We start from the raw sequence: 22,711 nt of genomic DNA, 5'->3' as shown, positions 1-22,711 counted from the left end.
ATCTTTCTAAAGGTTGTTTATAAAGGAGAGAATCGCGTTTTCCGAGGCCTTGGTCTTTTTCGATTCGTAATCCACCATCAGATCGAAGGCTTTTGTTATCTGAGGGGAAAATTCCTCCGTAAATACCTCGCTCATAGTGCCCTGGGCTTCCCATGTCCTTAGGAAATCCTGAATGGCCGAATCTTCGCGATTCATGTAATTCCACATTTTCTGGGTTATCTGATTTTTATTTTTCGACTGCTCGTAAAGCATCATTTTTTGCATCTGATTCTTTAGGGCGTCTACCTCGGTCCTATGATCGGCAAATGGTTCCTTAGAGTTTAGAATAAGTCTTTCTACCTGTACTTTGGTATTCAGGGTTTCCGTAAAAGTGTAGTGGTCATAAATACTGGCACAGCTTAATACAAAAATTGAAGTAAGTGCAGTTAAAATATTGTATTTCAACGATTTAAACATAGATTCTCTAAATGTATTCACAGGGATTGCTCTGGAGGTCATGGCTAAATAGGAATTAAATTTTGTAACAACAAGCAGGTGTTAGCTGACAAGGGCTCATTTAAAATTACAGCATGAGCAAGTCAAAAATCCTGGTTTATGTTTGTTTAGACGAAAATTCTGTATATACGGTAGAAAATTCTGTATATCTTAAAGTTAGTATTTTTTTCCACAGTATAGGAAGTCCAATGTTTCCAATATCCTTTAAGTTCAGAAATCTGTACTGATCCATTGGCCTACGCCCCTATTGTCGTATCTTATCTAATATTTTTCTAAAACGGGGCATTATGAATACTACAGACAGAAGACAGTGGCTAAAGACATTTGGATTAAGCAGTGGGTTTGCCCTGCTGGGTGGCTTTGAGAGTATGGCACTCGAAATTGATGATAGACCATCAATACTGCACAGGCCGGCCAAACTGAATGCCAATGAGAACCCCTACGGCCCATCCAAGCGGATAAGAGCCATACTTTCCAACACTTTTGACGAGGCGTGCAGATACCCTTTCGCTAAGCTAAGGACCCTTGTGGAGGCTATTTCGGAAAAAGAGGGTGTAACCAAAGACCATATAGTGGTTTGCGGTGGCTCTACGGAGGGACTACGGGCTGCAGGTATGCTCTATGGAATGGGAGAACGTGAGATCATCGCCGCAGACCCCACATTCCAGGCCCTTATGCGCTATGCCGAAAATTTTGGAGCTAAAGTACATCGCGTACCCCTAAACGACAAGTTGCAGCACGATCTGGAGGCCATGGGGCAAAAGATCAACGCTAAAACCGGCCTGGTATATATCTGTAATCCAAATAACCCTACCGGAACATTACTGGACGGTGACAAACTAAAGGACTTCTGTAGTTCATTCCATGAAAAAGCGGTAATCTTTAGTGATGAGGCCTATTACGACTATATTATGGAGCCAGATTATCCCTCTATGGTCGAATTCATCAAAGAAGGGCATAATATCATCGTATCCAAAACCTTCTCCAAAGTCTTTGGACTTGCAGGCCTGCGTATCGGGTATTTGATCGCAAAACCCGAAATAGCTACAAAACTTAAGTCGACCATCATGGCAAATACCAATATTTTGGCCATAGAAGCGGCTAAGGAAGCCCTTAAAGACGATAGTTTTTACAAATTCAGCCTTGCCAAGAACGCGGAGGCCAAGAAACATATCTACCAGACCCTGGATTCACTGAGTTTAAGCTATATTCCTTCCCATACGAACTTTGTGTTCTTTAAAAGCGGAAGGCCCATAGACCAGCTGATCGCGGCGATGAAGGAAGAGGAAGTGATTATCGGAAGGCCTTTCCCACCCCTATTGGATTGGGCCCGTATCAGTACGGGTACCATGCCTGACATGGAAAGGTTTAGAAAAGCACTCTCTACGGTCATGAGTAAGTAAAAAGCAGAATTTTCTGTAAAAAACCTTTCCGCAAAGCTACTTTCAAAGAGGAAATTGACGCTTCATCGATTTTACGGCCTGATAACCGGGTTTTGAACCGTATATAGGCACAACATTGTTATTTTTACGATGCCCGCGTTTAACGATAAAACACAAATCTTATGAAAAACAAGACCACTACAACGACGTTTATGCTATATACTTTTTGTGCTTTCTGTATTCTTTGGGCGATATACATTCTGCTTTTCAAGGCCTGATAACACTATAGCATTTAGCTTACTTCTTTCCTAAGTACCTCCATAGGAGGACTCTGGATAACACTTCTGCTGTTAGCCAAGCCTATTAGAACTACAAGGGTAACTATAGCAGGTAAGAGCACTATAAAAGGAATAACGGAAGGTACAAAAGGAACCTCGAAGACAAAACGCGCAAGCAGAACACTGCTGACCAGCGAGAGCACTATTCCGGAAAAGCTTCCCAAAACACCCAGGAAAACATATTCAAGCAAGGTAATTTTGCGAATTTGCCTTCCTCTTGCTCCGATAGTCCGTAACATTACACTTTCCCGGACCCGTTGATATTTGCTCGTTCTCACAGAAGCAATAAGTACCACAATACCAGTAAGAATACTAAAGAGTGCCATAAAATTGATCACCCAGGAGATCTTGTTCAAAATGTTCTCAATGATATTGAGCATTTGTCTGAGGTCTATAATGGATACATTCGGAAATTTTCGAACCAGTTCACGCTGCAAACTGGCCGAAGTAGCTTCGTCCGGGGCATTTGTGGTCAATACATTGAACTGGGGCGCTTTTTCCAGAACCCCTTCCGGAAATACCACCGAGAAATTCAATTGCAGACGTCCCCAATCCACTTCCCGTATGCTACCAATAAGGGTATTGATAAGCACACCCTGTACGTTGAACACTACCCTGTCCCCTACTTTTACCCTGGCATCGTTCGCAAAGTTTTCGGCTACAGAAATAGGAACCAGGGTATCTGAACTTACGCTTCCTGTCCAGGTGCCATCCCTTACAGTTTCAGAAGCGATCAGGGAATCGCGGTAAGTCACTCTAAATTCGTGATTCATAACCCATCTTCCTACCCTGGAAGTGCTGTCTTTTCTGATCTCACTGATCGTCTGACCGTTTATTCCATGGACCCTCATGGTAATGATAGGTATATTGTCTATTACAGGCAGACCCTTGGGTAATATGGCATCGGCCACCTCTTCGGTCTGCGTTCGCTGCACATCGAGCAATATGATATTCGGGCTTTCTTCATTCCGATCTACTGTGAGTTTGGATAATAAAATGTCTTTGGTAAAGTACAGCGTACTGATCAAAAAAGTCCCGACGCCTATGGCAAGGATCAAAGTAGTGGTCTGATTGTTAGGTCTGTGCAGATTCCTGATACTTTGGCGGGTACAGAAACCCCATTTCAAAGGAAAGTAATTCTTTAGCATTCGCATTAGAAGGCTGGACAGTCCTACCAGGAGCGCGAAAGTCACCAGTATGCCAAGTACAAAGGCTACGGAATAATTGATATCGTCCAGCAACCAGAACGAAAAGAGCAAAATGAAGAAGAATATTGAGCCAATGATTCCAAGCCTTACCCCAAGTGAACTCCGCCCTGGTCTTTCAACTGCCCTCAACACATGAAGTGGCGAAACGAACCAGGTCTTTACCAATGGTAACAGCGCGAATAAAACCGCCATAAAGAACCCCAGCAATACGCCTGTGAGTACAGCCGTTCCGGAAATGGAGATCTCAATATCCACAGGAAGCAGATCTTGCAGAAGCAAAGGTGCCAGTTGCTGTACCATTATGCCCAGAGCCGCCCCAGCGATCCCACCAAAAATACCGAGCACTGCTATTTGTAGGAGATAAATAAGGAAGGTTTGCTTTCTGGTGGCTCCAATGCACTTAAGAACCGCAACATCCGATAGCTTCTCGCGTATATAAATGTGTATAGCACTGGCGATACCCACACAACCCAGTAAAAGCGCTATAAAGGCCACAAGGTTGAGGAACTTACCGAAATTCGAGTAACTACGTCCCATATTACGGCTGGTATCCAGATGCGTGTCCATATCTGCGCCTTCGGCATCAAGTACAGGGTCAAGATCTTCGTAGAGCTTCTCCAGGTCCATGGAAGGCGTGGCCAGAAAATAGTAACTGTAATTTACGCGGCTACCGCGCTGCAATAATCCCGTGGCTTCAATAAGGTCGTAGGGCATAAATATCGCTGGAGCAATACTACTGGAGATTGCAGACCTTCCCGGAACCATTTTCAGGGAGCCGGCTATTTCCAGGGTGGAAGTCCCGATCTTTATACTATCTCCCGGTTTGAGGCGGTATTGCAGCATAACGGTACCATCTACCAGGACTTTCCCGGTGCTTTGATACAGGGAACCGGCTTCTTCCGGTTCAGTTTCCAGACTTCCGTAGAAGGGGAAATCTCCGGCTATTCCTCTCACCTGCGCCAGTTTTGTCGCCCCGTTTTTGGGAAAAGCTACCATGGAAACAAAGCTGATCTCTTTTCCTTCTTCACCTCCAAGGGAGTCTATAATGCCGGCAACCTTTTCGTTTGGTGGGTGATTGCTATCAATGATATAGTCTGCTCCCATCAGGGATTTGGACTGCTGGGAAATATTATCCGTCAGATTATCACCAAAGGACTGAATAGAGACCAGGGCTCCTATACCCATTACAATGGAAGCCATAAAAAGAAATAGCTTCCTGGCACTGGCCTTGCCATCCCGCCAGGCCATCTTGAGCAGCCAGCGCGTTCCGGCCTTGGTTTTGTACTTTCTTCGGATATCCATACCTAAACCGCGGTTTGTATGCTGCTGATCTGTCCACCCTTCAAATTCAGTACCCGCTGATTTCGTGCCGCTAGATCCAGATCATGGGTAACCATGACCAATGTAGTACCTGCATCCTTGTTCAGGTCAAAGAGCAGTTCTATCACCTTTTCCCCGGTCTCCATGTCAAGATCCCCGGTAGGTTCATCAGCAAAAAGTATGGCCGGTTTATTCGCAAAAGCCCTTGCAAGGGCGACCCGCTGTTGTTCTCCTCCGGAAAGCTGCCTGGGATAATGGTCCTTACGCTGTGCAAGGCCAACTTTTTCGAGTAATTCCAAGGCCACCTTATCCGCAGACGATGCTCCCATGAGTTCCAAAGGCACCGCCACGTTTTCCAGGGCTGTCAGCGTTGGCAGCAGCTGAAAGTCCTGAAAAATAAACCCCACTTTTTCGTTTCGCAGCAGCGCCCTTTGGTCCTCATTAAGCGTTCCGAGATCCGTTCCGCATAACTCCACTATGCCCGAATCCGGTGTATCAAGTCCCGCGCAAAGCCCCAGTAAGGTGGTTTTTCCACTACCTGATGGGCCCACAATGGCGAAGGTATCTCCTTCTTCTATCGTAAAGGAAATGTCGTTCAAAATCTTTAAGGTGTTGGATCCGCTTTGATAGCTCTTCTCCAGATGCTGTACGTTTAATATCTTTGACATCTCCTCCTTTTGAAAGTATTGATTCTTAAAAGGAGGAAAAATAAAGAATTGTATTTGGATTTTAGCCCGTTGTCTTATGAGAGTGATGTTAAAGTTTTGTTATCTATTGGGGCTCTTCCTGCTTATTTCATGCGGGAATGCAACAAAGAAGGAATCGGAGAGCACAGTATCCGGAACAGAGGGACAGTCTGCCACTGAAGAGAGTTCCGAAACAGATGCGGATTCCGGAGTGATTTTATTCTTTGGCGATAGCCTGACAGCCGGGATGGGACTGGAACCGGACGAGGCTTTTCCGGCGGTCATTCAGGAGATCATAGATTCCCTTCAACTCAATTATAAAGTGATCAATGCCGGGCTTAGCGGAGAAACCACCGCGGCGGGAAAAAACCGTCTTAGCTGGCTGCTGACTCAGCAGGTGGATGTATTTGTACTTGAACTCGGCGCGAACGACGGGCTGAGAGGTATTCCACTGACGGAAACAAGAGGTAATCTCCAGGCTATCATAGAGGCCGTACGCAAGGAAAATGCTGAAACGGAGATCATTCTGGCCGGGATGCAGATACCACCCAATATGGGACCTGAATATACCAGTGAATTCCGTTCAATTTTTCCGGATTTGGCAGAAAAGAACGATTTACACCTTATTCCTTTCCTGCTTAAGGATGTGGGGGGAATAGCCGAGCTGAACCAGGAAGACGGCATCCACCCTACCGCGGAAGGCCAAAGGATACTGGCACAGAATGTATGGCAGGTTCTGGAAAACGTGATTACTGAAAATGGCGATTAGCGGCCAAAAAGCGGCATTTCAAAGAGAATACTTTTGCACCGGGCTTTTATTCCTTAAATTCGGAAGTCTTCATTCATTGAACTATGAAAAAATTGCTGCTGAAGTTCCTCAAAACAGCTCCTTTTGAGTATTACCAATACCTGAAGACCAGGGTAAAAAGGTCAAGATCAGGTGGATTGATCCGCAAATACCTCAAAAACTCCCAAAGCCCAAAACTCAATATAGGCAGTGGACGAAACGTACTTCCTGGCTGGTTAAATACAGACAGATACCCCCCTAACACCAAAAAGGAAGAAGTGGTTTACCTCGATGCCAGTATCCGTTTTCCATTCGCGGATGACACTTTTGAGTTTATTTATTCAGAACATATTTTTGAGCACCTTGAGTTCAAGGATTCCTGCAATATGCTGGCCGAATGTTATCGCGTACTAAGACCAGGCGGTACCATGCGTATGGCCATTCCGCATATAGGCTTCCTACAGGAATTATATAACCGTCCTGAAGCGCCTGTATTAAAGGAGTATATCTCATATTCCATGAAAGATGCCTGCCCGGAGATCCATGAGGTACTGGGCGAAAACGAACATTCTAACATCTTTGTGATCAATAATTTTTACCGGGACTGGGGGCATCAGGTGATCCATAGTTTCGGGAGTTTGAAAGACCTGATCGGAAAATTTGGCTTTAACCCTATAGTCCGCAAAGAGGTTAGTGAGAGCGAATTCACTGAACTTACCGGACTGGAAGGAAACGGACGTGGGGAATACCCCAGGGAATTCTACGATGTACAAACCCTGGTAGTGGAAGCCAAAAAATAGTTGCTAAACAATCAGATCTTCCGTATTTGGCAGAGGCTCAGATAGTTTTGTTGTATCCAGAAATGGTGCGGAAAACACCTCCTGCATGGGTACTGTCAGCAATTCTTCCCGAACTTTCTTCCACTTCTTCACATCCTCTCCAAACATATGCTCTACCAAACCAGGGAAATCCCAGGCCGCGTTTTTCCCCCAATGAATGGTAAAGGGAATATTGTTGTCTTTTAAAACCTCGATCATCTTTTTGGAGTATTCCTGCAGACTTATGATCTTTTCCTTGTCGCTCCACTGAATTCCGTCTATCTCAACCATACAGGTAAATGGAAACCTTGAAAAGGCCAGGGTAGCCTCGGATTTCTTGATAAACCGCATAGCAAAGATCCCTGGAACCGGATTATCTCTTGTAAGCTTGGCCAATAACTCCAAAGCTTTTGAAGAATGGGTATGATCTACACCAAAGGAACAGGCGAAAGCCCTGCCCTGATACCCGGCATCCCAGAAAATCTCTGACAATTTGCCTACCGTTGTTTTTTCTTCTTTGGGTAAAATAGAGGATTTAAGCAAGTTGATCAGCTTAGGAATGGATTTTGGAAGCTTTTCCGCGATCTTGATAAACAGGTAAATGAGATCGAGGTAGACAAACTCTTTTTGAAAGGGTATGGGATTTCCAAAATCCGCCTTATAATTCTCGTAATATTTGATTTTGTAAATGAATTCTACCGGGTATTTGTCTTCATCGCTATAAGGGTTCGTGAACACCTTGTAGTGAAACGGCCGGACCCCATTGAAATCCGCTCCAGGAATTTGAGGGTCAAAACCACTGAAGTCCAGGGTATCTGCAAGCTCAAGCGCCCTGGCCTTGTCTATCTTCTTTACAAACCTATGCAGCAAATAAAGGTTTTCAGCCTCAATGACCACCCCGTGAATAAAGCCCATCGAACCAAGACCTACCAAGGCAGCATTGAAGGTGTCATCGTCCCGAATGATCCTGGCTTGGAAATTCTGGATATAAGTATCGCGCAGGGCCGGTTTGGACGCACGTTCCAGGTAGATTACATCTTTAGGCCGGGGCCCCACGATCAGGTTGAGCCCAACTACGTAATCCTGAACAGAACCCACGTCTATGGTGGATCCGTGCACGCCGGTAGAAATACAGCCCGCAATGGTCTGGCCATTACTGGCACCTGAGGTTTTCAGAGATTTTCCCCGCCTTTCCAGGAATCGGGAGATCTCCTTGATCTGATTCCCGCACTGGAACAAGAACAGATTGCTGTGTTCGTAAGTGGAATCCTCGTGCATTTCCCCTTCGAAGATGGGAAACTTCAGGTTCATAAAGCTATTGAAGTGCATGCGGTCTTCCGCATGGGCAATATTGGACATGGACCATTTGGATCCAATGGCCCTAAAGCGCTGATGTGAGTCCGCGGCCTGCTTGATCAGTTTCTGTATCTCCGCGGCCGCGTCGTTGTATTTTTCAAAATCGTTAAGTCCGGAACTGTTCTTCTCCAGCTTCGTGGTCAGGAAGAACTTTAGGGGAAATGGGCCATTTTTGTGCAGGGTATCCCAGCGGGTGCGATCCTGTATCGTTGTTGTTGCCATATTACATACTGTTTTCTTTGATACAGACGTATTTGATCTTCACCTTTTTCTTCCTTCCAAAGGTGATCGCATTCAAGAGAATGCCTCCAAAACTGCTGCGGTATTCCACAGTGTGCAGTGCCCCTGAAGGGCAGTCCGAAATATTGAAATAGTGATCTCCAGTGGTAAGTTTCCGACTCACCACGGTATCCAGGGTGTGGACATTATAACCGGCATAGGCATCTTCCCGTTCTGTATCCGCAGGTTCCCATTGGCCGTTATCAACCTGGAAACGAATGGAATAGCAGGAGCTCATCAAAAGGAATATCCCAAAGCACAGAGCCAACTTAAAACCACGCATAGCTTAATCTTTTAAGGGTTTAACTTAAACAGCAATTGCTTAAAAAGCGATCGTAAAAAAATGGGGGAAGTGTATCACCGACGGTGATGAAACTAAGATACAATTTTATTTGATAATCGTACGGGAATTGAAAGATAAATCTTAATTTTATAATGGCCCTGTATCTATTCCGTTTTTAATCTTATCGGTTCCATTTTCGACACTTTATCTCTTCAAATTCTAGGGCTTTGCTGAATTTCATGGATGTAAAATGGGAGTTTTTATCTATGACAACTAAAAATCATTTCTTATTAAAAAGCGTGTTCAAAATATTAAGATTATGGGGGACGTGATATGGGGCATCTTAGGCTGGGGTATGGTTGCATTTGGCTCTGGAATAGGAATTTACATGACTATTAAGTTTAGAAATGATAGTCGCGGTAAAACTGAAAAAATAATTTCTCTGAATGAAAAAATTAATTCTGTAGGGCTTATAAATGAAGAACTAAATAGAAGAATTGAAAATATTGCCTGTGACATCGAAGATATTGCGACTAGTACTAATAGAATTTCTAAGAAGACTCGAAAATTGACAGAATCCAATTTGGCCTTATCAAAAACGATAAAGAATTTCACAAAAGGTAGTAACCAGCCATTCTTAATCTATTTTGACCAATTTAGTTCACCAAACGAACTTTCGATTTACACTAGGATAGACGGTGATGCCCCTACCTATATTACGAACATAGTCGTATCCGAATTCTACTACACATCTAAGGAAATATTTAATCAGAATCTTCGCGGACCTGCTATACATGAGAACGACCATGTCCAAAATTTTTATCCAAGGCAAATCCTACCCAATATCTATCAACAATTAGGGACCATAAAAAACCTAAAAGGAAAAAAATGGAGACGTTTTTATATTGAAATTCAAACTAATAATGCAAAATATTATCAGCATTCCTTTGTGCTATTCTATGAAAATATTGGAATTTCTCAATGGGAACATGAATCCAAGCTATATGATCAGAGCAGGAACAAAATCATAATGAGCCATAAATCACCTTTCATTACTAGAGAGACAATAACGAAAATGGAGGGCGAAGAATATTGGCATATACACGGTGGTTGGTTTCAGGATAATTACTTACCAAAAGAGGAAGTCCAAGATCACTTTGAAATACCCGAAGAACAATTAAAACTAGAAACCACGGCGTTAGAAAAACTAACTCAGTCCGAATTAATTGCCTTGGCTAATGAACAAATCCAAACGCTTGATTCTAAAATCGAAGCCTATCGCAAAAAGAAAAAGAAAATTTCAAATCGTTATAGGCCTTTAAAAGACAAAATCATGGCTGACACATCTGACATGGGGAAATTAAATAGAGAAATGAGGAATATTATGGACAAAGAATCGGAGGAACTTAACAAAGAAATCGAAGAGCTCATTTTAGATTACCACAAAAATCTTAGAATTAAACTTGTGACAATAAGAGACTTTTTTTTTTAGTAGAATTCCTGATTATTTTGAAAATCCGCCTCAAGATATTCCAGCAAAAGTGGATAGGATAAGGATGGATAGACAGTATATTAATCCTAATAATGCCGCTTTGCTGGAAGGAGTTAGTAAAGATTTAAAAGATCTACTTGATAGATATGAAACTAAATCGCAATAACTGTTTGCCCAAAGTATCGCAATATAATTTCTGAACTTCAATAATCGCAGTGTTTACCTACAGGTAGGATAGACATGCATATTCTATAAAAACTTAAGACTAAGCATTATAATCACTCTCAACTCCAAACTCGAATAAACTTTAAGTTCATCTCTTCAAAAGATTAAGTTCATCTCATCAAGAGTTTAGGTTAAACTTTCTAAGACTTTAAGTTAGACTTTTATAAAGCGTGGATTTTCATGGAGGTTGAAATACAGCCCAACCCTCCGCTACCGCGAGATTGTATCTCGTGGTAAATCCATAAATAGAATCAATCAGCCCGGATGATCGGCTTTCTTATTGCTTTTTGCTATGCATTCCTCTCTCCTGATATTTATCAGGCTCGTCGGATGCAGTAAAAGCAATGGAAAAAGGATGCCTTCTCCATATGTATTTTTGCATTACCCTCCTGTCGGTCGGGCAAACAAAACCAGTTCAGAAACTTCGCCCTACAGGCATAAATCCTGTAGGGTACCATTACGAAGCTTTCTTCGCTTATACTTCGGAGAAGGAGGACTCTCAATTGGACTGAAGATTTTAAAATGAAGGTTTTTAAGAAATAGCGGTGCTGCAAGCGGAAGTGCGTTCCGCCGTTCGGGTTAGAATACTGATTTATAGAAGAAGCTAACCAGGCGGAAAAGAGCATGGAGCGCAGGCAATTTGAGCGTTATCGCCAAAGGCAATAATTTCCTATAAAACCTTCTTGAACTTTTGGTTCTTTTGTTTCAAGACAAAAGAACATCAAGCAACAATACATCTAAGGATAAAATTAGTTCGGATTATACTTGTAGGCCTTAAGCTCATCGTTCAAAAAGACTAGTAATAAGTTTTATGCACGTGACAAACAAGCACAGATTACACCTTGTCCGCCTTTGGTGGAAATCCGCGTTATCCAGGTTTAAGGTTTTAGCATCAAACACTCATAACTCATAACTCATAACTCACAACTCATAACTATCATCCCTACCATCCAAAATCCTTAATCGCTCTCACCCTGTAGCTACGGTGTTCTACATGCCGGTTGTAATGATAAGAAGTGTTACCATCGAGAAATCTCAATAGCCGAGCCTGATGCTCTTCAAAAGGAGTGGAGCTCCAATAGAGTCCGTTGGTAAACTCCCCTTTATTATCAGCCCCCTGCCCTATGCTATTGTACATGCTTTGCAATTCTTCAAAGGAAGGAAGTCTCCAGCCTGCCCCTAGTTGCTCGTCAATTTTATTGGCATCCTGCCAGGGCATGGGGCCGGCATCATCAAGATGCGCGATCTTGCCGGTATTATTGTCTGTGTTGAGTTCAAAAATAATGCCTTCCTGGTGGTAGTCGCCCACAGCAAAAGTTACAGCAGCCTCAGTGAGCGTTACGGATTCTTCATCAGCACTTTCTGAATTGTCTGTCGCCTCCACTTTCGTTTCATTAGTAGCCGCGGCTTCCGGAGCTTCATTTTCTGTACTGTTGCCAAAAAGCGAAAAAAGCCAGATGATCAAAACTACGAATACAGCCCCCATTGCCGCCCGGATGATGTTCCTTTTTGTGAAAATATTTGAAGCCTCTGATGCTTTTTCCGGCTTCTCCCCGCTCGACTCCACTTTAGTTTTCGCCTGAGCTGGAGTGGTAGAAGGCGCGGTAACTGAGGTCTTTTCAGGTCTTTTTGTTTCTGGAATATCACTTTTGGCTACTTTGGCAGAACGGCTTCTTTTCTTACGTTCCGCCCTTTTGCTTTTTACAGTTGCATGTTCCTCTCTGAACCCATTTTCCGTCTCGGGCTGTTGGTCAGCCAGGGCTGCTTCTTCCCTTATCCTTCTTGCCTTTTCAAGACGTCTCTTCTCCAGGGCCTCTTCCCAAAGCCTGTCCTCCTCTTCCCTTCTTCTTGCAGAGGCCTCCGCCGCTTCCCTGATTCGTTTGGCTACTTCTGCCCTCCTTCTGGCTTCGGCTTCTTCTCTTGAGCTGGCCTTCTGGCCAATTTCTTGCTGTGATTCACTGTTTTCTTCCATATCGTTTGCCTTATTTTCTGCGGGATCAAAACTTATGGCTACCTGTCCCGATTCTTCGCTTTTTGCCCTTTTCTTTTTGGATCGCTTTTGGTCTAAATGTTCTACAAGATCTTTGATGATCGAATTTATGCCAGATGCAATATTGCCATATGCCTCTTCAAGCGAGCCCCATTCCTTTAAAGGTTGACCCTCCTCCGGTAAAAGGGGTAAGTCCTTTAGCGAAAATTGATAGTCCCCTAAATCGAATTCCTCGTCCCAGTCGCACTGCTCCAGGAGTATTGGAATGACCACAGACTTTTGTTCCTTTTGCCTGTCCATCACCAGCTTGAACTCCGGCTGGCGCATAAAGCCGGTCTTCATAAATGCTTCACTCAGCAGAAGCACGAATACTTCCGTATGGCTGGCGCGTGATTCAAAGTGGAATTGCCAGGGTTCTCCCGGAATTACAGCATCTTCAAGCCATAAATTCAAATCGTAAGTGCCCCTCAAATCGTCCAGATGTGCTGAAAGATCAAGCATGACATCTTTATCCTCCAGAGCATAAATCCCAAACATATTTAGCTTCCGAGCCATTGATTCTGCCTTAGTAAGATCGGGAAATTCTCAGGCTATTTAATGGACTAAAAGGACCTGGATTTCCACTGGAACAAATCACTCTAACCTCTCTAATATAGAGAAAATGAGATAAATGGAGGTTTTTAGACGGATGGATTTTTAGATGGTTGGATGGTTAGACGGGCGGACGGGTGGACAGTTAGACGGATAGATTCTTAGACAGCCAGACTTTTGGACCATTAGATTTTTAGATTATTAGATGGCTAGACTGATAGATAGTTAGATGGATGGATTTTCAGACATATAGACTGTTAGATATTTAGACAGTTACATATTTCCATTAGTTCACTTTAAAATTACCAAATCTTCAAATTACCGCATAGATACATTTTCACATTGATACATTGGTACATTGGATGGTTGGATGGTTGGATGGTTAGATGGTTAGACTGTTCACTGATTACTGATTACTGTTCACTGTTTACTGCTCACTGCTCACTGCCCACTGCCAACTGATTAAGTGGTTTTTCGCTCGTATGGACCCGAATGACTTCCTGAACAATATTGTAGAGGTCAGTGATCACGTGCTGTGCTATCCTGGATTGGTTGTTTAGCAGTACGCATATACCGAGGTCTTCCTCGGGAAAGAGCCCTATTTCATTGCGGAAGCGGTTAACACTTCCCCCGTGGTGCCACATGGTGTTTTCGATCTCTGAGTTACCGGACCGGTATCTATGAATCCTCCAGCCAAAACCGTAATACGAGGCTGTATATCCCGGCCAACGCTGATAGTATTTATGCCGCCCGGGTATCTCAATAAATGGGGTAAAGGCTTCCTGTAAGGCTTCTCGTGTCATTACATCAGGACGGTGTCCGAGTAAAAGCTGCATCCATTTGGCCATATCCTCTGCATTGGAATTGATTCCTCCGGCAGCAACGGCATTATAGTAGGAGTTGGTTAGCTTCCCGGATCTCCACCCACGCCGGGCTCTGACATGTGGTTTGGCTTTGTTCTCTGTCTTCCTTAGTGCCTCAAAGTCCATTGTGGTCGCACACATTTCAAGCGGATTAAAAAAGCGTTTTTCCAGGGATGTGGTAATCTCCTGCCCGGTAACCTTCTCCATCATTTCCCCGGAAAGTGCAAATAGCGCATTTTGATAGCTATACAGTTCCCCAGGCTTGCTTATGGGTTGTACCTCAGTAAATCGGCCTGCGATCTCGTCGAGAGCCAGGCCGGCGTCAACAAGATTTGTGAAGCTGTGATAGGGTGCTCCTGAGGTATGTGACAACAAATGGGCCAGAGTGATGTTTTCGGTATTCTCCCGATCTCCTAACTCAAATTCAGGAATGAAGTCACTAACTCTGTCTTCCCAGCTCAACTTTCCTTCAGCTTTTAGATCTGCTGCAAGCACCCCTGTAAATCCTTTTGAAAGCGAACCCAGTCGAAAGACCGTTTGTCCGTCTACCTTCTTGCCTGTACTGCCATCTCGTATTCCGAATCCATTAGCCAGTAGCACTTGTTTCCCTTTTACAATACTTACACCGGCACCCACAACTTCGCCGGATGTTATGGCCTTACTAAAATAAGAGTCAATGGCCTGTTGCAAGGCAAATTGCATTTCTTTATCAAGAAACCTATTATATTGTTTTACAGATGTATAGGTATTTTCATCTAAGGTTTCTGTTGAAGAATGAGTGGCTGAAACAGAGTCATTACCACTTGACGTCAGAACAAGTAGGAATAGAAACAAAATCGCCAGGCCAGCGAAGACTTTAAATCGGTACATGGGCAAAAATAGCTTTCGTCCGGATAAGAAATGAGACAGGACTTTTGGATATTAAACCCATTAATCCGTTGATTATTATATGTTCCGGTGTTTTTATCAACATCCAGCTAAAATTAAAGAAAATCTATTTAAGATAATACAGAATTACTTTTCAAGTTCGGATAGATTTTTTGGATTGTGAGATCGTTAGATGGATAGATGGTTGGACGGTTAGATCGTTAGATAGTTGGATGGCTAGACGGTTAGATTGTTAGACGGTTGGATGGTTAGATTGTTAGATAGTTGGATGGTTAGATTGCTAGACTGTTGGATGGATAGATGGTCAGACGGTTAGATGGCTGGATTTTTAGACGGTTAGACTGTTCACTGATTACTGTTCACTGATTACTGCCTACTGTTCACTGCCAACTGCCTACTGCACTACCCCATCCATCCTTCTCTATCCAGGCTACGGTACTGGATGGCCTCTCCGATATGTTCCGGAAGTAATTCGTCTTTGTTTTCCAGATCAGCTATGGTACGGGCTACTTTTAAGATACGGTCATAGGCCCTTGCAGAGAGTTGCAATTGTTCCATGGCATTTTGAAGCAGTTCCTTAGAGGTACGATCCAAAGGGCAGAATGTGCGCAGTTGTTTGGTGCTCATTTGCGCATTGTAATGCACTCCGTTTACATCTACAAAGCGTTGCGTCTGAAGCATACGAGCTGCTCTCACACGCTCCCTGATAAGCAGGCTGCTTTCCCCCTTGCGGTCGTCCGACAATTTCTCAAAGGGAACAGGGGTAACTTCTATATGCAGATCGATACGATCCAGCAAAGGCCCTGAAATTTTACCAAGATAGCGCTGCATCTCCGCCGGCGAATTGGTTACCGGGGCATCTGGATCATTAAAATAGCCCCCTGGGCTCGGATTCATACTGGCTACCAGCATAAAACTGCTTGGGTAAGTTACGGTGAATTTTGCCCTGGATATGGTTACCTCCCGATCTTCCAAAGGTTGTCTCATAACCTCCAGCACACTCCTCTTAAACTCCGGTAACTCATCCAGGAAAAGCACTCCATTATGCGAAAGTGAGATCTCTCCGGGTTGAGGATAACTTCCACCACCCACCAGGGCTACGTCCGATATGGTATGATGCGGACTCCGAAAAGGCCGTTGACTCATCAGGCCGCTGTTGGTGGTCTTTCCCACCACACTGTGTATTTTGGTCGTTTCCAGGGCTTCCTGTAAAGTCATCGGCGGTAGAATGGATGGTAAACGCTTAGCCAGCATGGTCTTTCCCGAGCCGGGCGGGCCGATCAGGATGATGTTGTGGCCTCCGGCTGCCGCTATCTCCATCGCCCTTTTGGTGCTTTCCTGACCCTTGACGTCCGAGAAGTCGAACTCGGGAAAATCCAGCTGCCTTAAAAACTCTGACTGAGTATCTACCACAGTAGGCGTGATGGGTTCTTTGTTGTTGAAATGATTAATAACCTGGGTGATATTGCTCGCTGCCAAAACTTCCAGTCCCTCCACTATGGCGGCCTCCCGGGCATTATCCTCGGGCAATATCAGGCCCCGGAAGCCATCTTCTTTGGCCTTTATTGCCATGGGAAGCACCCCTTGGATGGGTTGCAATGCACCGTCCAGCGACAGCTCTCCCATAATGACATAGTCCCCGATCTCCATAGCCTCAATTTGTCCTGAGGCTACCAGGATTCCCAGCGCAATGGTCAGGTCATAAGCAGCACCCTCCTTTCTAAGGTCTGCAGGGGCCATATTAATAATGATCTTTTTTCCGGGTACTTTAAGACCGTTGTTCTGCAGGGCCGCCGCTATCCTGAAATTGCTTTCTTTAACCGCATTGTCGGGTAATCCCACCAGGTGATATCCTATTCCCAGGGCCACGTTAACCTCTACGGTAATCGTTGTAGCCTCCACGCCGAAGACGGCACTGCCATAAACTTTTGTAAGCATAGATCCGCTATTTTCTCAAGCGGCTAATCTAATTGCTGACAGTGAAGATTTTTTGCAGGGAAATAGGTTTTCCATAAGACGTATAGCCTTCCAATCGAATTTCGTAGGTGCCGGCCACATCCGAAGTGTAAAATGGAAGTGGAATTTCCGGACTTTGAACTACCAATCTGGGTTCCCAAAGTAATTGTGTCCTGAAATCTGGGATCCTGGCAAACTCCGGGGAATTTTCTTCAGTATATGCCGGTCTGTAGTACTCCTTTTCGGGACTGGGCTTCAACAGGGGTATGATACCATTTGAAGGTTTCCGGACTTTGTCAATATAGTCTCCATTCAAAGTTTCCAGCACCACCAATCCCTGATAGGTTTTAGAACCAAGTACATATCTATCCCGAAGTACGCCGATGCTTTTGATGGACCTGGCATCATAATCCAAAATGCTGTTATGATCCGGAACAAGTATACCATCAATGGTAACCAGGGGAGGGAAAGCGGTGTACTCCGAATTCAAAGGTTCCAGTGGTTCCCGTACCCAGAAGGTATAGGAATCCTTGTCTTCTTTCTTTACCCATACATGTTCTACGACCTCTACCAGGGTTTCCCTAAGGGTACCGAAACGGGTGTAATCCTCCAATTCAAAGACCAGCGGAATTTCCCCATCAAAAGGATCTGTAACTTCAGCCGCCTTCAGGGTATCCGGTTTTACCTGGAAATAGGCATTCTCCAACTGGTTATTCAGGCTGCGTTCCAAAATGGCTTCACGGTCTTTGACGGAGATCTTAAAGTTGTAGAAATCCTTTAGGTCAAAATCCCAATCAGAGAGATCGGCTATAGTATACTTATGAGGGGATTGATTTCCGTCCATTAACTGTAATACCGCAATATCCGTGTTGTACGGTTTGTTCAGGTAAGTCACAAAATTACCCTTGTCATCCGTTAGCGCGGACTTGGTCTGAAAATCCTTTCCGGGCAGGGATACACCGATATACTCCTTTTTCACGGGATCACCGGTGTTAGCGTTTACTACTCGTCCGGAAAACAATTCCCCTCGTTGTTCCGGGATAAACACCACTGAATTAACACGATTAGGCACCTCCTTAAGCTTTGCTGAATATTCCTCGGCATTGGCCGTAGCTGTAATCTGAGGAGGGGCCTTAAAATCGTCCAATTTCCGGACAGAGAGGGAATAGGTTCCAAAACCCAGGTTCCCTCTGTAGTTTTTTAGTATCAATTCAACCCTTTCCCTGTTCCCGTAGGTATCCTTATCGGTTAACAAGGCCACCGGGCTATCTGTGCTCAGATTGGAAAGCACGTTAGTTGTTGAATCCTGTACTTCTTCCTCTGAGGCCAAAATCGCACTTTGATCTGAGCGGTAAGGGTTGATCACCGCCAGATCACTCTTAAAAAATTGCCGGGAGCCGGCATTTTTCATCCAGTTGGTATAGGCTACCAGTTTGTAATTTCCTGAGGGCACATCCACAGGCAGAAAAAAGTCGCCCTGTCCCATTCCCCGCCTGAGCTTTATCTTGTTGGTAAAGATCTTGCTACCATCCTCTCCCAATAACTCTACATAGGCAACCTGGCTGATATTGCTCATTTTCAGGCTTCGGGTATTGAGGCAATAGATCGAATAGTACAGGTATTCGCCCGGAAAGAGAATAGATGACGACTGATGCAAATACAGGCTCTCCAGAGGGGTTTGTTTTAGCGCTTGCAACTCTTCTTCGCTCTTAATAATAACCTGGCCTTCTACCTTTGGGAGGCAGAAAACAGCAAGACAAAAAAGTAAACTTATCGTTTTTTTCATAATCATTTATTCTATCCAAAAATCAGGAACAACATTACTTCCAAGTATCGTGCAATCCCCGCAAATACGGTCTACAAAAATGTATGGTCCCGGGCAAACAGCCTCAAGTCCGCCATTGTTTTCATCCACATAGGAGATCACGTCAATATTTACTCGCTCTACCACAGATTGGGGACAGGGCATAATCGATTCATCTATACAAAATGAAGGGTGGGCCTCAGGGCTGGATTGTAAATTGCAATTGACGATATAGGCCGGCTTAGGCTCTCCGTCAAAAAAGTCTTCAAAATCAAAAAACAGTCGCTGTTCGGAAACCGAGCTGACCGAAAAGTAGCCCAGAACAGGGATTTGCCTGCCATCTTCAAAGCTGATATTGCTTTCGAGTAAACCGGGTTGTACCTGCGCAAAAACGGATTCGGATTTGGCAAAGTCATCCAATTGCTGGTAAAAAGAAAAGGCCTCTAAATCCTGAACAAACTGCCGTACCAGTATGCTGTACCTGTGCGTTATTATAAAATCTTCTTTGCTGATGAACCGTACCAAAAAACGTTCCACGCCATTGCCAGAAAGGTCTTCAGTACTATTTAAAATGACATCTTCTGAAGCCCTGGTATTGTAACAAACCCTTTCCTCTTGCTCGCGAGGTACTAATTCCAGGTCATAAGTAATTACAGGTAGCGCACAGGGATCATAATTGGTCAGCTTAAATTCTACAGCGGTCCAAAGAGGCGCAATGACCTTATAGGTCTCTTCGTAATTATAGCGGTAATACTCAGATTGTCCCTCTGAAACCGAGCTATCGATATAAATTAAAATTCCTTCCTCATCAAATTCATTTCGCCCTCTTTCGGCATAGATATTAGTCAAGGTGGATTCTCCAAAATAGGACTCCGGTTGGGATTGTAGTACCTCGCCCCTGGCAGTGGTGATAAACAATTGATATGCTCTCCCCGCTTCAGCAGCAAAGGCCGTTTCCGAAAAATACCTGCCAGGTTCATCTTCTACGAATCGGATCTCATTGCCTTGCTCATCCCGAACACGGACATCGGCGTCCCTTTCATACAAAACCGGTTTTTCATTTATCTCTTCCCGAGGTAACACAGAAAGGGCTGGTTCCGTTTCATCAAAGCTGATAATACTATCGTTTAGAAAACTAACTGCCCTGCTCAAAGTCACTTGCTGTGTTTTTAATTCATTTGTCAAGGTTGCCTCTACAACCAGAACCTGATCCACATCGATCTGGGCGCTGAGTTCTGTATCTATAGCTACTTCTTCAATGCAGCTACACAGCCCAAGGATCAGGCCAAAACTAACCAGGTATGTTATTCTTATTATTTTCAATCTTCTATCCAAAAATCTGGGACCACATTGCTCCCGAGTATGGTGCAATCTCCACAAATACGGTCAACAAAAATGTATGGCCCTGGGCAAACCGCCTCAAAACCGCCGTTATTCTGATCTATATATGAGATCACATCAATATCTACTCTCTCAACAACGGACGGAGGACAAGATCTGCCTGTTAATCCAGGAGAGCAAAAGGACACGTGTGCCTCCGGACTGGATTGCAAATTGCAATTGACGATATAGGCCGGCTTAGGTTCTCCATCAAAAAAATCCTCAAAATCAAAGAACAATCTGCTTTCCGAAACTGAGGCCACGGAAAAGTAGCCGAGTACAGGGGTCATTCTGCCATCTTCAAAGCTTATGTTGCTTTCCAGTAATCCAGGCTGGACCTGTGCAAAAACAGATTCAGACTTGGCAAACTCATCTAATTGCTGATAAAAGGAGTACGCATCAACATCCTGTACAAACTGCCTTACCAGTATGCTGTATCTATGTGTTATGATGAAATCATCTCTGCTGATAAATCGCACCGGAAACCGTTCTACCGAATTCCCATCAAGGTTTTCTGTTGAATTGAGGATCACATTTTCGGAAGCCCTGGTATTATAGCAGACTCTTTCCTCCTGCTCGCGGGGAACAACATCCAGATCGTAGGTGATCACGGGTAGCGCACAGGGATCATAGTTGGTCAGCTTAAATTCTACAGCGGTCCAAAGAGGTGCAATTATCTTATAGGTCTCTTCGTAATTGTATCGAAAGTATTCAGATTGTCCCTGTAGATCAGTACCATCTATGTAGATAAAGATCCCTTCCTCATCAAATTCGTTTCTCCCGCGTTCCGCGTAGATATTATTAAGAGCGGATTCTCCGGAGTAAAATTCCGGCTGCGATTGCAGCACTTCGCCCCTGGCGGTGGTGATGAGCAATTGATACTCCCTACCAGATTCCGCGGCAAAGGCCGTTTCCGATAAATACCTGCCAGGTTCACCTTCTATGAAGCGGATCTCAGTGCCCTGACCATCCCGCACCCTGACATCAGCGCCCCTTTCATACAATACCGGCTTTTCGTTGACCTCTTCCCGGGGAACGAGCGAAAGTGCCGGCTCCGTTTCGTCAAAGCTGATAATGCTATCATTCAGAAAGCTTACCGCCCTGCTTAAAGTCACCAGTTGCGGTTTTAGTTCATTGGTAAGCGTAGCCTCTACCACCAGAACCTGATCCACATCGATCTGAGCTTTGAGTTCCGTGTCTATACCTATTTCCTCAATACAACTCCACAGGCCTAAGATCAGGCCGAAAAATATCAGGTATGCATTTCTTATATATTTCATTCTTCTATCCAAAAATCTGGTACTACATTGGACCCCAACTCCCTGCAATCCACGCAGGCCTTAGATTTTGTATAAAAAGGAGCCCGGTCCCGGTTTCCTTCCTCGTCAATGACTTCCCCGTAGGTCGGATTATCACCTACGTAATCTATCAGCCCCGCTTTTATGGCCGATATCAGTGGTGAACCGGCTGTTCCGTCAACCACCAGTTCCCCGTCAATAAAGGTAAAGTGGAAACCTTCAGGATAAAGCGGCGGGGAACCCAGGGGGGCACAATTGATCGCATAAGGCGGCAGGTCTTCGTCCGGATAAAAATCCCTATAGTTAAAAAAGAACCTTTTTTCGCTATAGGAACTCAACTCAAAGTAACCTAATACCAACGCATTTTCAGTGTTTACTGCCCTGATATTCCCTCCTAAAAATCCCGGTTGGGTACTGGTAAAAACGCTTTCTGATGATGAAAAGTCCTCCAGGGTGGTGAAATAGGAATTCGCCTCTGCCGTCTGATGATATTGTTTAACCAGTATGCTATAGCGATGTGAGATTGTATAGTTATCGCTTTTCAGGAAGCGCACTTCAAAGTCGTCCAGTTCGTTTGTACTCAGATCCGCTGTCGAGGCCAATATCAAGTCTAAGGAGTGCTGGGTTCCAAAGCAGGTCTGCGCTTCTTCAGTCCTTGGTGCTACGGTGACCTCGTATCCATCGCCATCAGCAAAAAAAACGTCATCCACCTCATCCCATTCAAACGGATTGTAATCCGGAGCGATGATCTTAAAGGTCTCCTCGTATTCATATCTGTAAAAATTGGTGCCTCCGGAAGCTCCCTCAGCATCGACCAGGATCGCAATCCCATCCTCACCGAGATCATCTGGCCTTCTTATGGCCTGAATATCACCTATGGCAACCGGAGATGGCAGTTCTTCCGGATCGGATAGATAATTCATGCCATCCGAGGTCTGGATCTCAAGTTGGTATCGCGTACCAACTGACAGTTGCATTGGTCCGGTGGAACGGTATGTCCCTGCTTCACTTTCCAAAAACTCCATACGGTTCCCGCTTTCGTCTATAAGGCTGACACTGGCATTGGTTTCCGCAGCGGCGATCTCGGACTCAAATGGGAAAGTCCTTGAGAGATAAATGACCTGAACCCTGTTCTCATCGGTCAGGCGGGCATCCACTACCAGGGCATTCTCAAATTGCTCCGTAGTGGCCTCGAAAGGTTCTACACAGGCCTGAAATCCCAAAAAGACCCCAGTCAACAAGAACAAATTCGATATGTACCTAGCTATCACC

The 22,711-nt window shown here is 44.5% G+C and carries 16 protein-coding genes; 4 read left to right on the top strand and 12 right to left on the bottom strand.

The genetic code is table 11. From position 1 onward, the window contains the following. Nucleotides 1–6 precede the first annotated feature (6 nt). Nucleotides 7–498: a hypothetical protein gene (locus tag GTQ38_RS13770; protein WP_161436122.1), complete on the bottom strand. Its 492-nt coding sequence runs from the start codon at nt 496–498 to the stop codon at nt 7–9. Nucleotides 499–782: 284 nt separating this feature from the next. On the opposite strand from GTQ38_RS13770, the gene GTQ38_RS13765 reads away from it, so the two are divergent. Further along, nucleotides 783–1,898: a pyridoxal phosphate-dependent aminotransferase gene (locus GTQ38_RS13765; protein WP_161436121.1), complete on the top strand. Its 1,116-nt coding sequence runs from the start codon at nt 783–785 to the stop codon at nt 1,896–1,898. A 271-nt stretch (nt 1,899–2,169) separates the two neighbouring features. On the opposite strand, the gene GTQ38_RS13760 is transcribed toward GTQ38_RS13765, so the two are convergent. Next, complete coding sequence (locus GTQ38_RS13760) at nt 2,170–4,725, bottom strand: ABC transporter permease (protein ID WP_238857940.1); 2,556 nt, start codon at nt 4,723–4,725, stop codon at nt 2,170–2,172. 2 nt (nt 4,726–4,727) lie between these two features. After that, nucleotides 4,728–5,411 (bottom strand): ABC transporter ATP-binding protein, encoded by a 684-nt coding sequence (locus GTQ38_RS13755; RefSeq protein WP_161436120.1) that lies wholly within the window; start codon nt 5,409–5,411, stop codon nt 4,728–4,730. 76 nt (nt 5,412–5,487) lie between these two features. Between GTQ38_RS13755 and GTQ38_RS13750 the strand changes: the two genes are divergently transcribed. After that, nucleotides 5,488–6,198, top strand: a complete 711-nt coding sequence (locus GTQ38_RS13750; RefSeq protein ID WP_161436119.1) for an arylesterase — start codon at nt 5,488–5,490, stop codon at nt 6,196–6,198. 83 nt (nt 6,199–6,281) lie between these two features. After that, entirely contained in the window at nt 6,282–7,016 is a 735-nt protein-coding gene (locus GTQ38_RS13745; RefSeq protein ID WP_161436118.1) for a class I SAM-dependent methyltransferase, read from the top strand. A gap of 3 nt (nt 7,017–7,019) precedes the next feature. Here GTQ38_RS13745 and GTQ38_RS13740 read toward each other — a convergent pair whose 3' ends face one another. Both GTQ38_RS13740 and GTQ38_RS13735 read right to left on the bottom strand, forming a co-directional pair. Further along, nucleotides 7,020–8,612, bottom strand: a complete 1,593-nt coding sequence (locus GTQ38_RS13740) for an FAD-binding protein (protein ID WP_161436117.1) — start codon at nt 8,610–8,612, stop codon at nt 7,020–7,022. Between the two features lies 1 nt (nt 8,613). Continuing rightward, a complete protein-coding gene (locus tag GTQ38_RS13735; protein WP_161436116.1) occupies nt 8,614–8,952 on the bottom strand; it encodes a hypothetical protein in 339 nt (112 codons plus the stop codon). Nucleotides 8,953–9,271: 319 nt separating this feature from the next. Here GTQ38_RS13735 and GTQ38_RS13730 point away from each other — a divergent pair, with 319 nt between their 5' ends. Next, nucleotides 9,272–10,444 carry a hypothetical protein gene (locus GTQ38_RS13730; protein WP_161436115.1) on the top strand — a complete coding sequence of 391 codons (1,173 nt, stop codon included), beginning with the start codon at nt 9,272–9,274 and terminating at the stop codon, nt 10,442–10,444. Between the two features lie 1,168 nt (nt 10,445–11,612). Here the strand turns inward: GTQ38_RS13730 and GTQ38_RS13725 are convergent. From GTQ38_RS13725 to GTQ38_RS13695, 7 genes are all read right to left on the bottom strand, one after another. Further along, entirely contained in the window at nt 11,613–13,214 is a 1,602-nt protein-coding gene (locus GTQ38_RS13725) for a TIR domain-containing protein (RefSeq protein WP_161436114.1), read from the bottom strand. Nucleotides 13,215–13,684: 470 nt separating this feature from the next. After that, nucleotides 13,685–14,815: a serine hydrolase domain-containing protein gene (locus tag GTQ38_RS13720; RefSeq protein WP_238857939.1), complete on the bottom strand. Its 1,131-nt coding sequence runs from the start codon at nt 14,813–14,815 to the stop codon at nt 13,685–13,687. A 588-nt stretch (nt 14,816–15,403) separates the two neighbouring features. After that, entirely contained in the window at nt 15,404–16,939 is a 1,536-nt protein-coding gene (locus GTQ38_RS13715; protein WP_161436112.1) for a YifB family Mg chelatase-like AAA ATPase, read from the bottom strand. Nucleotides 16,940–16,967: 28 nt separating this feature from the next. Next, nucleotides 16,968–18,743, bottom strand: coding sequence for a hypothetical protein (locus tag GTQ38_RS13710; protein WP_161436111.1), 1,776 nt, complete (start codon nt 18,741–18,743; stop codon nt 16,968–16,970). A gap of 6 nt (nt 18,744–18,749) precedes the next feature. Next, nucleotides 18,750–20,084 (bottom strand): DUF4249 domain-containing protein, encoded by a 1,335-nt coding sequence (locus GTQ38_RS13705; RefSeq protein ID WP_161436110.1) that lies wholly within the window; start codon nt 20,082–20,084, stop codon nt 18,750–18,752. Next, the gene (locus tag GTQ38_RS13700; protein ID WP_161436109.1) at nt 20,081–21,421 is read right to left on the bottom strand and encodes a DUF4249 domain-containing protein; all 1,341 of its coding nucleotides are present in this window, start codon (nt 21,419–21,421) and stop codon (nt 20,081–20,083) included. The genes GTQ38_RS13705 and GTQ38_RS13700 overlap by 4 nt, the downstream gene beginning before the upstream one ends. Beyond that, the gene (locus GTQ38_RS13695) at nt 21,418–22,710 is read right to left on the bottom strand and encodes a DUF4249 domain-containing protein (protein ID WP_161436108.1); all 1,293 of its coding nucleotides are present in this window, start codon (nt 22,708–22,710) and stop codon (nt 21,418–21,420) included. The genes GTQ38_RS13700 and GTQ38_RS13695 overlap by 4 nt, the downstream gene beginning before the upstream one ends. Between the last annotated feature and the right edge of the window lies 1 nt (nt 22,711).

This window comes from Poritiphilus flavus, from assembly GCF_009901585.1.
Classification (GTDB): domain Bacteria; phylum Bacteroidota; class Bacteroidia; order Flavobacteriales; family Flavobacteriaceae; genus Poritiphilus; species Poritiphilus flavus.
Note: the sequence above shows the minus strand (reverse complement) of the source record. Positions and strands in the feature narration are given on the sequence as shown.

Excerpts from the sequence above, each read along its gene's own strand:
- GTQ38_RS13710 (WP_161436111.1), bottom strand. The coding sequence starts at position 18,743 with ATGAAAAAAACGATAAGTTTACTTTTTTGTCTTGCTGTTTTCTGCCTC.
- GTQ38_RS13700 (WP_161436109.1), bottom strand. The coding sequence starts at position 21,421 with ATGAAATATATAAGAAATGCATACCTGATATTTTTCGGCCTGATCTTA.
- GTQ38_RS13765 (WP_161436121.1), top strand. The coding sequence starts at position 783 with ATGAATACTACAGACAGAAGACAGTGGCTAAAGACATTTGGATTAAGC.
- GTQ38_RS13715 (WP_161436112.1), bottom strand. The coding sequence starts at position 16,939 with ATGCTTACAAAAGTTTATGGCAGTGCCGTCTTCGGCGTGGAGGCTACA.
- GTQ38_RS13770 (WP_161436122.1), bottom strand. The coding sequence starts at position 498 with ATGACCTCCAGAGCAATCCCTGTGAATACATTTAGAGAATCTATGTTT.
- GTQ38_RS13745 (WP_161436118.1), top strand. The coding sequence starts at position 6,282 with ATGAAAAAATTGCTGCTGAAGTTCCTCAAAACAGCTCCTTTTGAGTAT.
- GTQ38_RS13720 (WP_238857939.1), bottom strand. The coding sequence starts at position 14,815 with ATGCAATTTGCCTTGCAACAGGCCATTGACTCTTATTTTAGTAAGGCC.
- GTQ38_RS13760 (WP_238857940.1), bottom strand. The coding sequence starts at position 4,725 with ATGGATATCCGAAGAAAGTACAAAACCAAGGCCGGAACGCGCTGGCTG.
- GTQ38_RS13735 (WP_161436116.1), bottom strand. The coding sequence starts at position 8,952 with ATGCGTGGTTTTAAGTTGGCTCTGTGCTTTGGGATATTCCTTTTGATG.
- GTQ38_RS13740 (WP_161436117.1), bottom strand. The coding sequence starts at position 8,612 with ATGGCAACAACAACGATACAGGATCGCACCCGCTGGGATACCCTGCAC.
- GTQ38_RS13755 (WP_161436120.1), bottom strand. The coding sequence starts at position 5,411 with ATGTCAAAGATATTAAACGTACAGCATCTGGAGAAGAGCTATCAAAGC.
- GTQ38_RS13730 (WP_161436115.1), top strand. The coding sequence starts at position 9,272 with ATGGGGGACGTGATATGGGGCATCTTAGGCTGGGGTATGGTTGCATTT.
- GTQ38_RS13750 (WP_161436119.1), top strand. The coding sequence starts at position 5,488 with ATGAGAGTGATGTTAAAGTTTTGTTATCTATTGGGGCTCTTCCTGCTT.
- GTQ38_RS13725 (WP_161436114.1), bottom strand. The coding sequence starts at position 13,214 with ATGGCTCGGAAGCTAAATATGTTTGGGATTTATGCTCTGGAGGATAAA.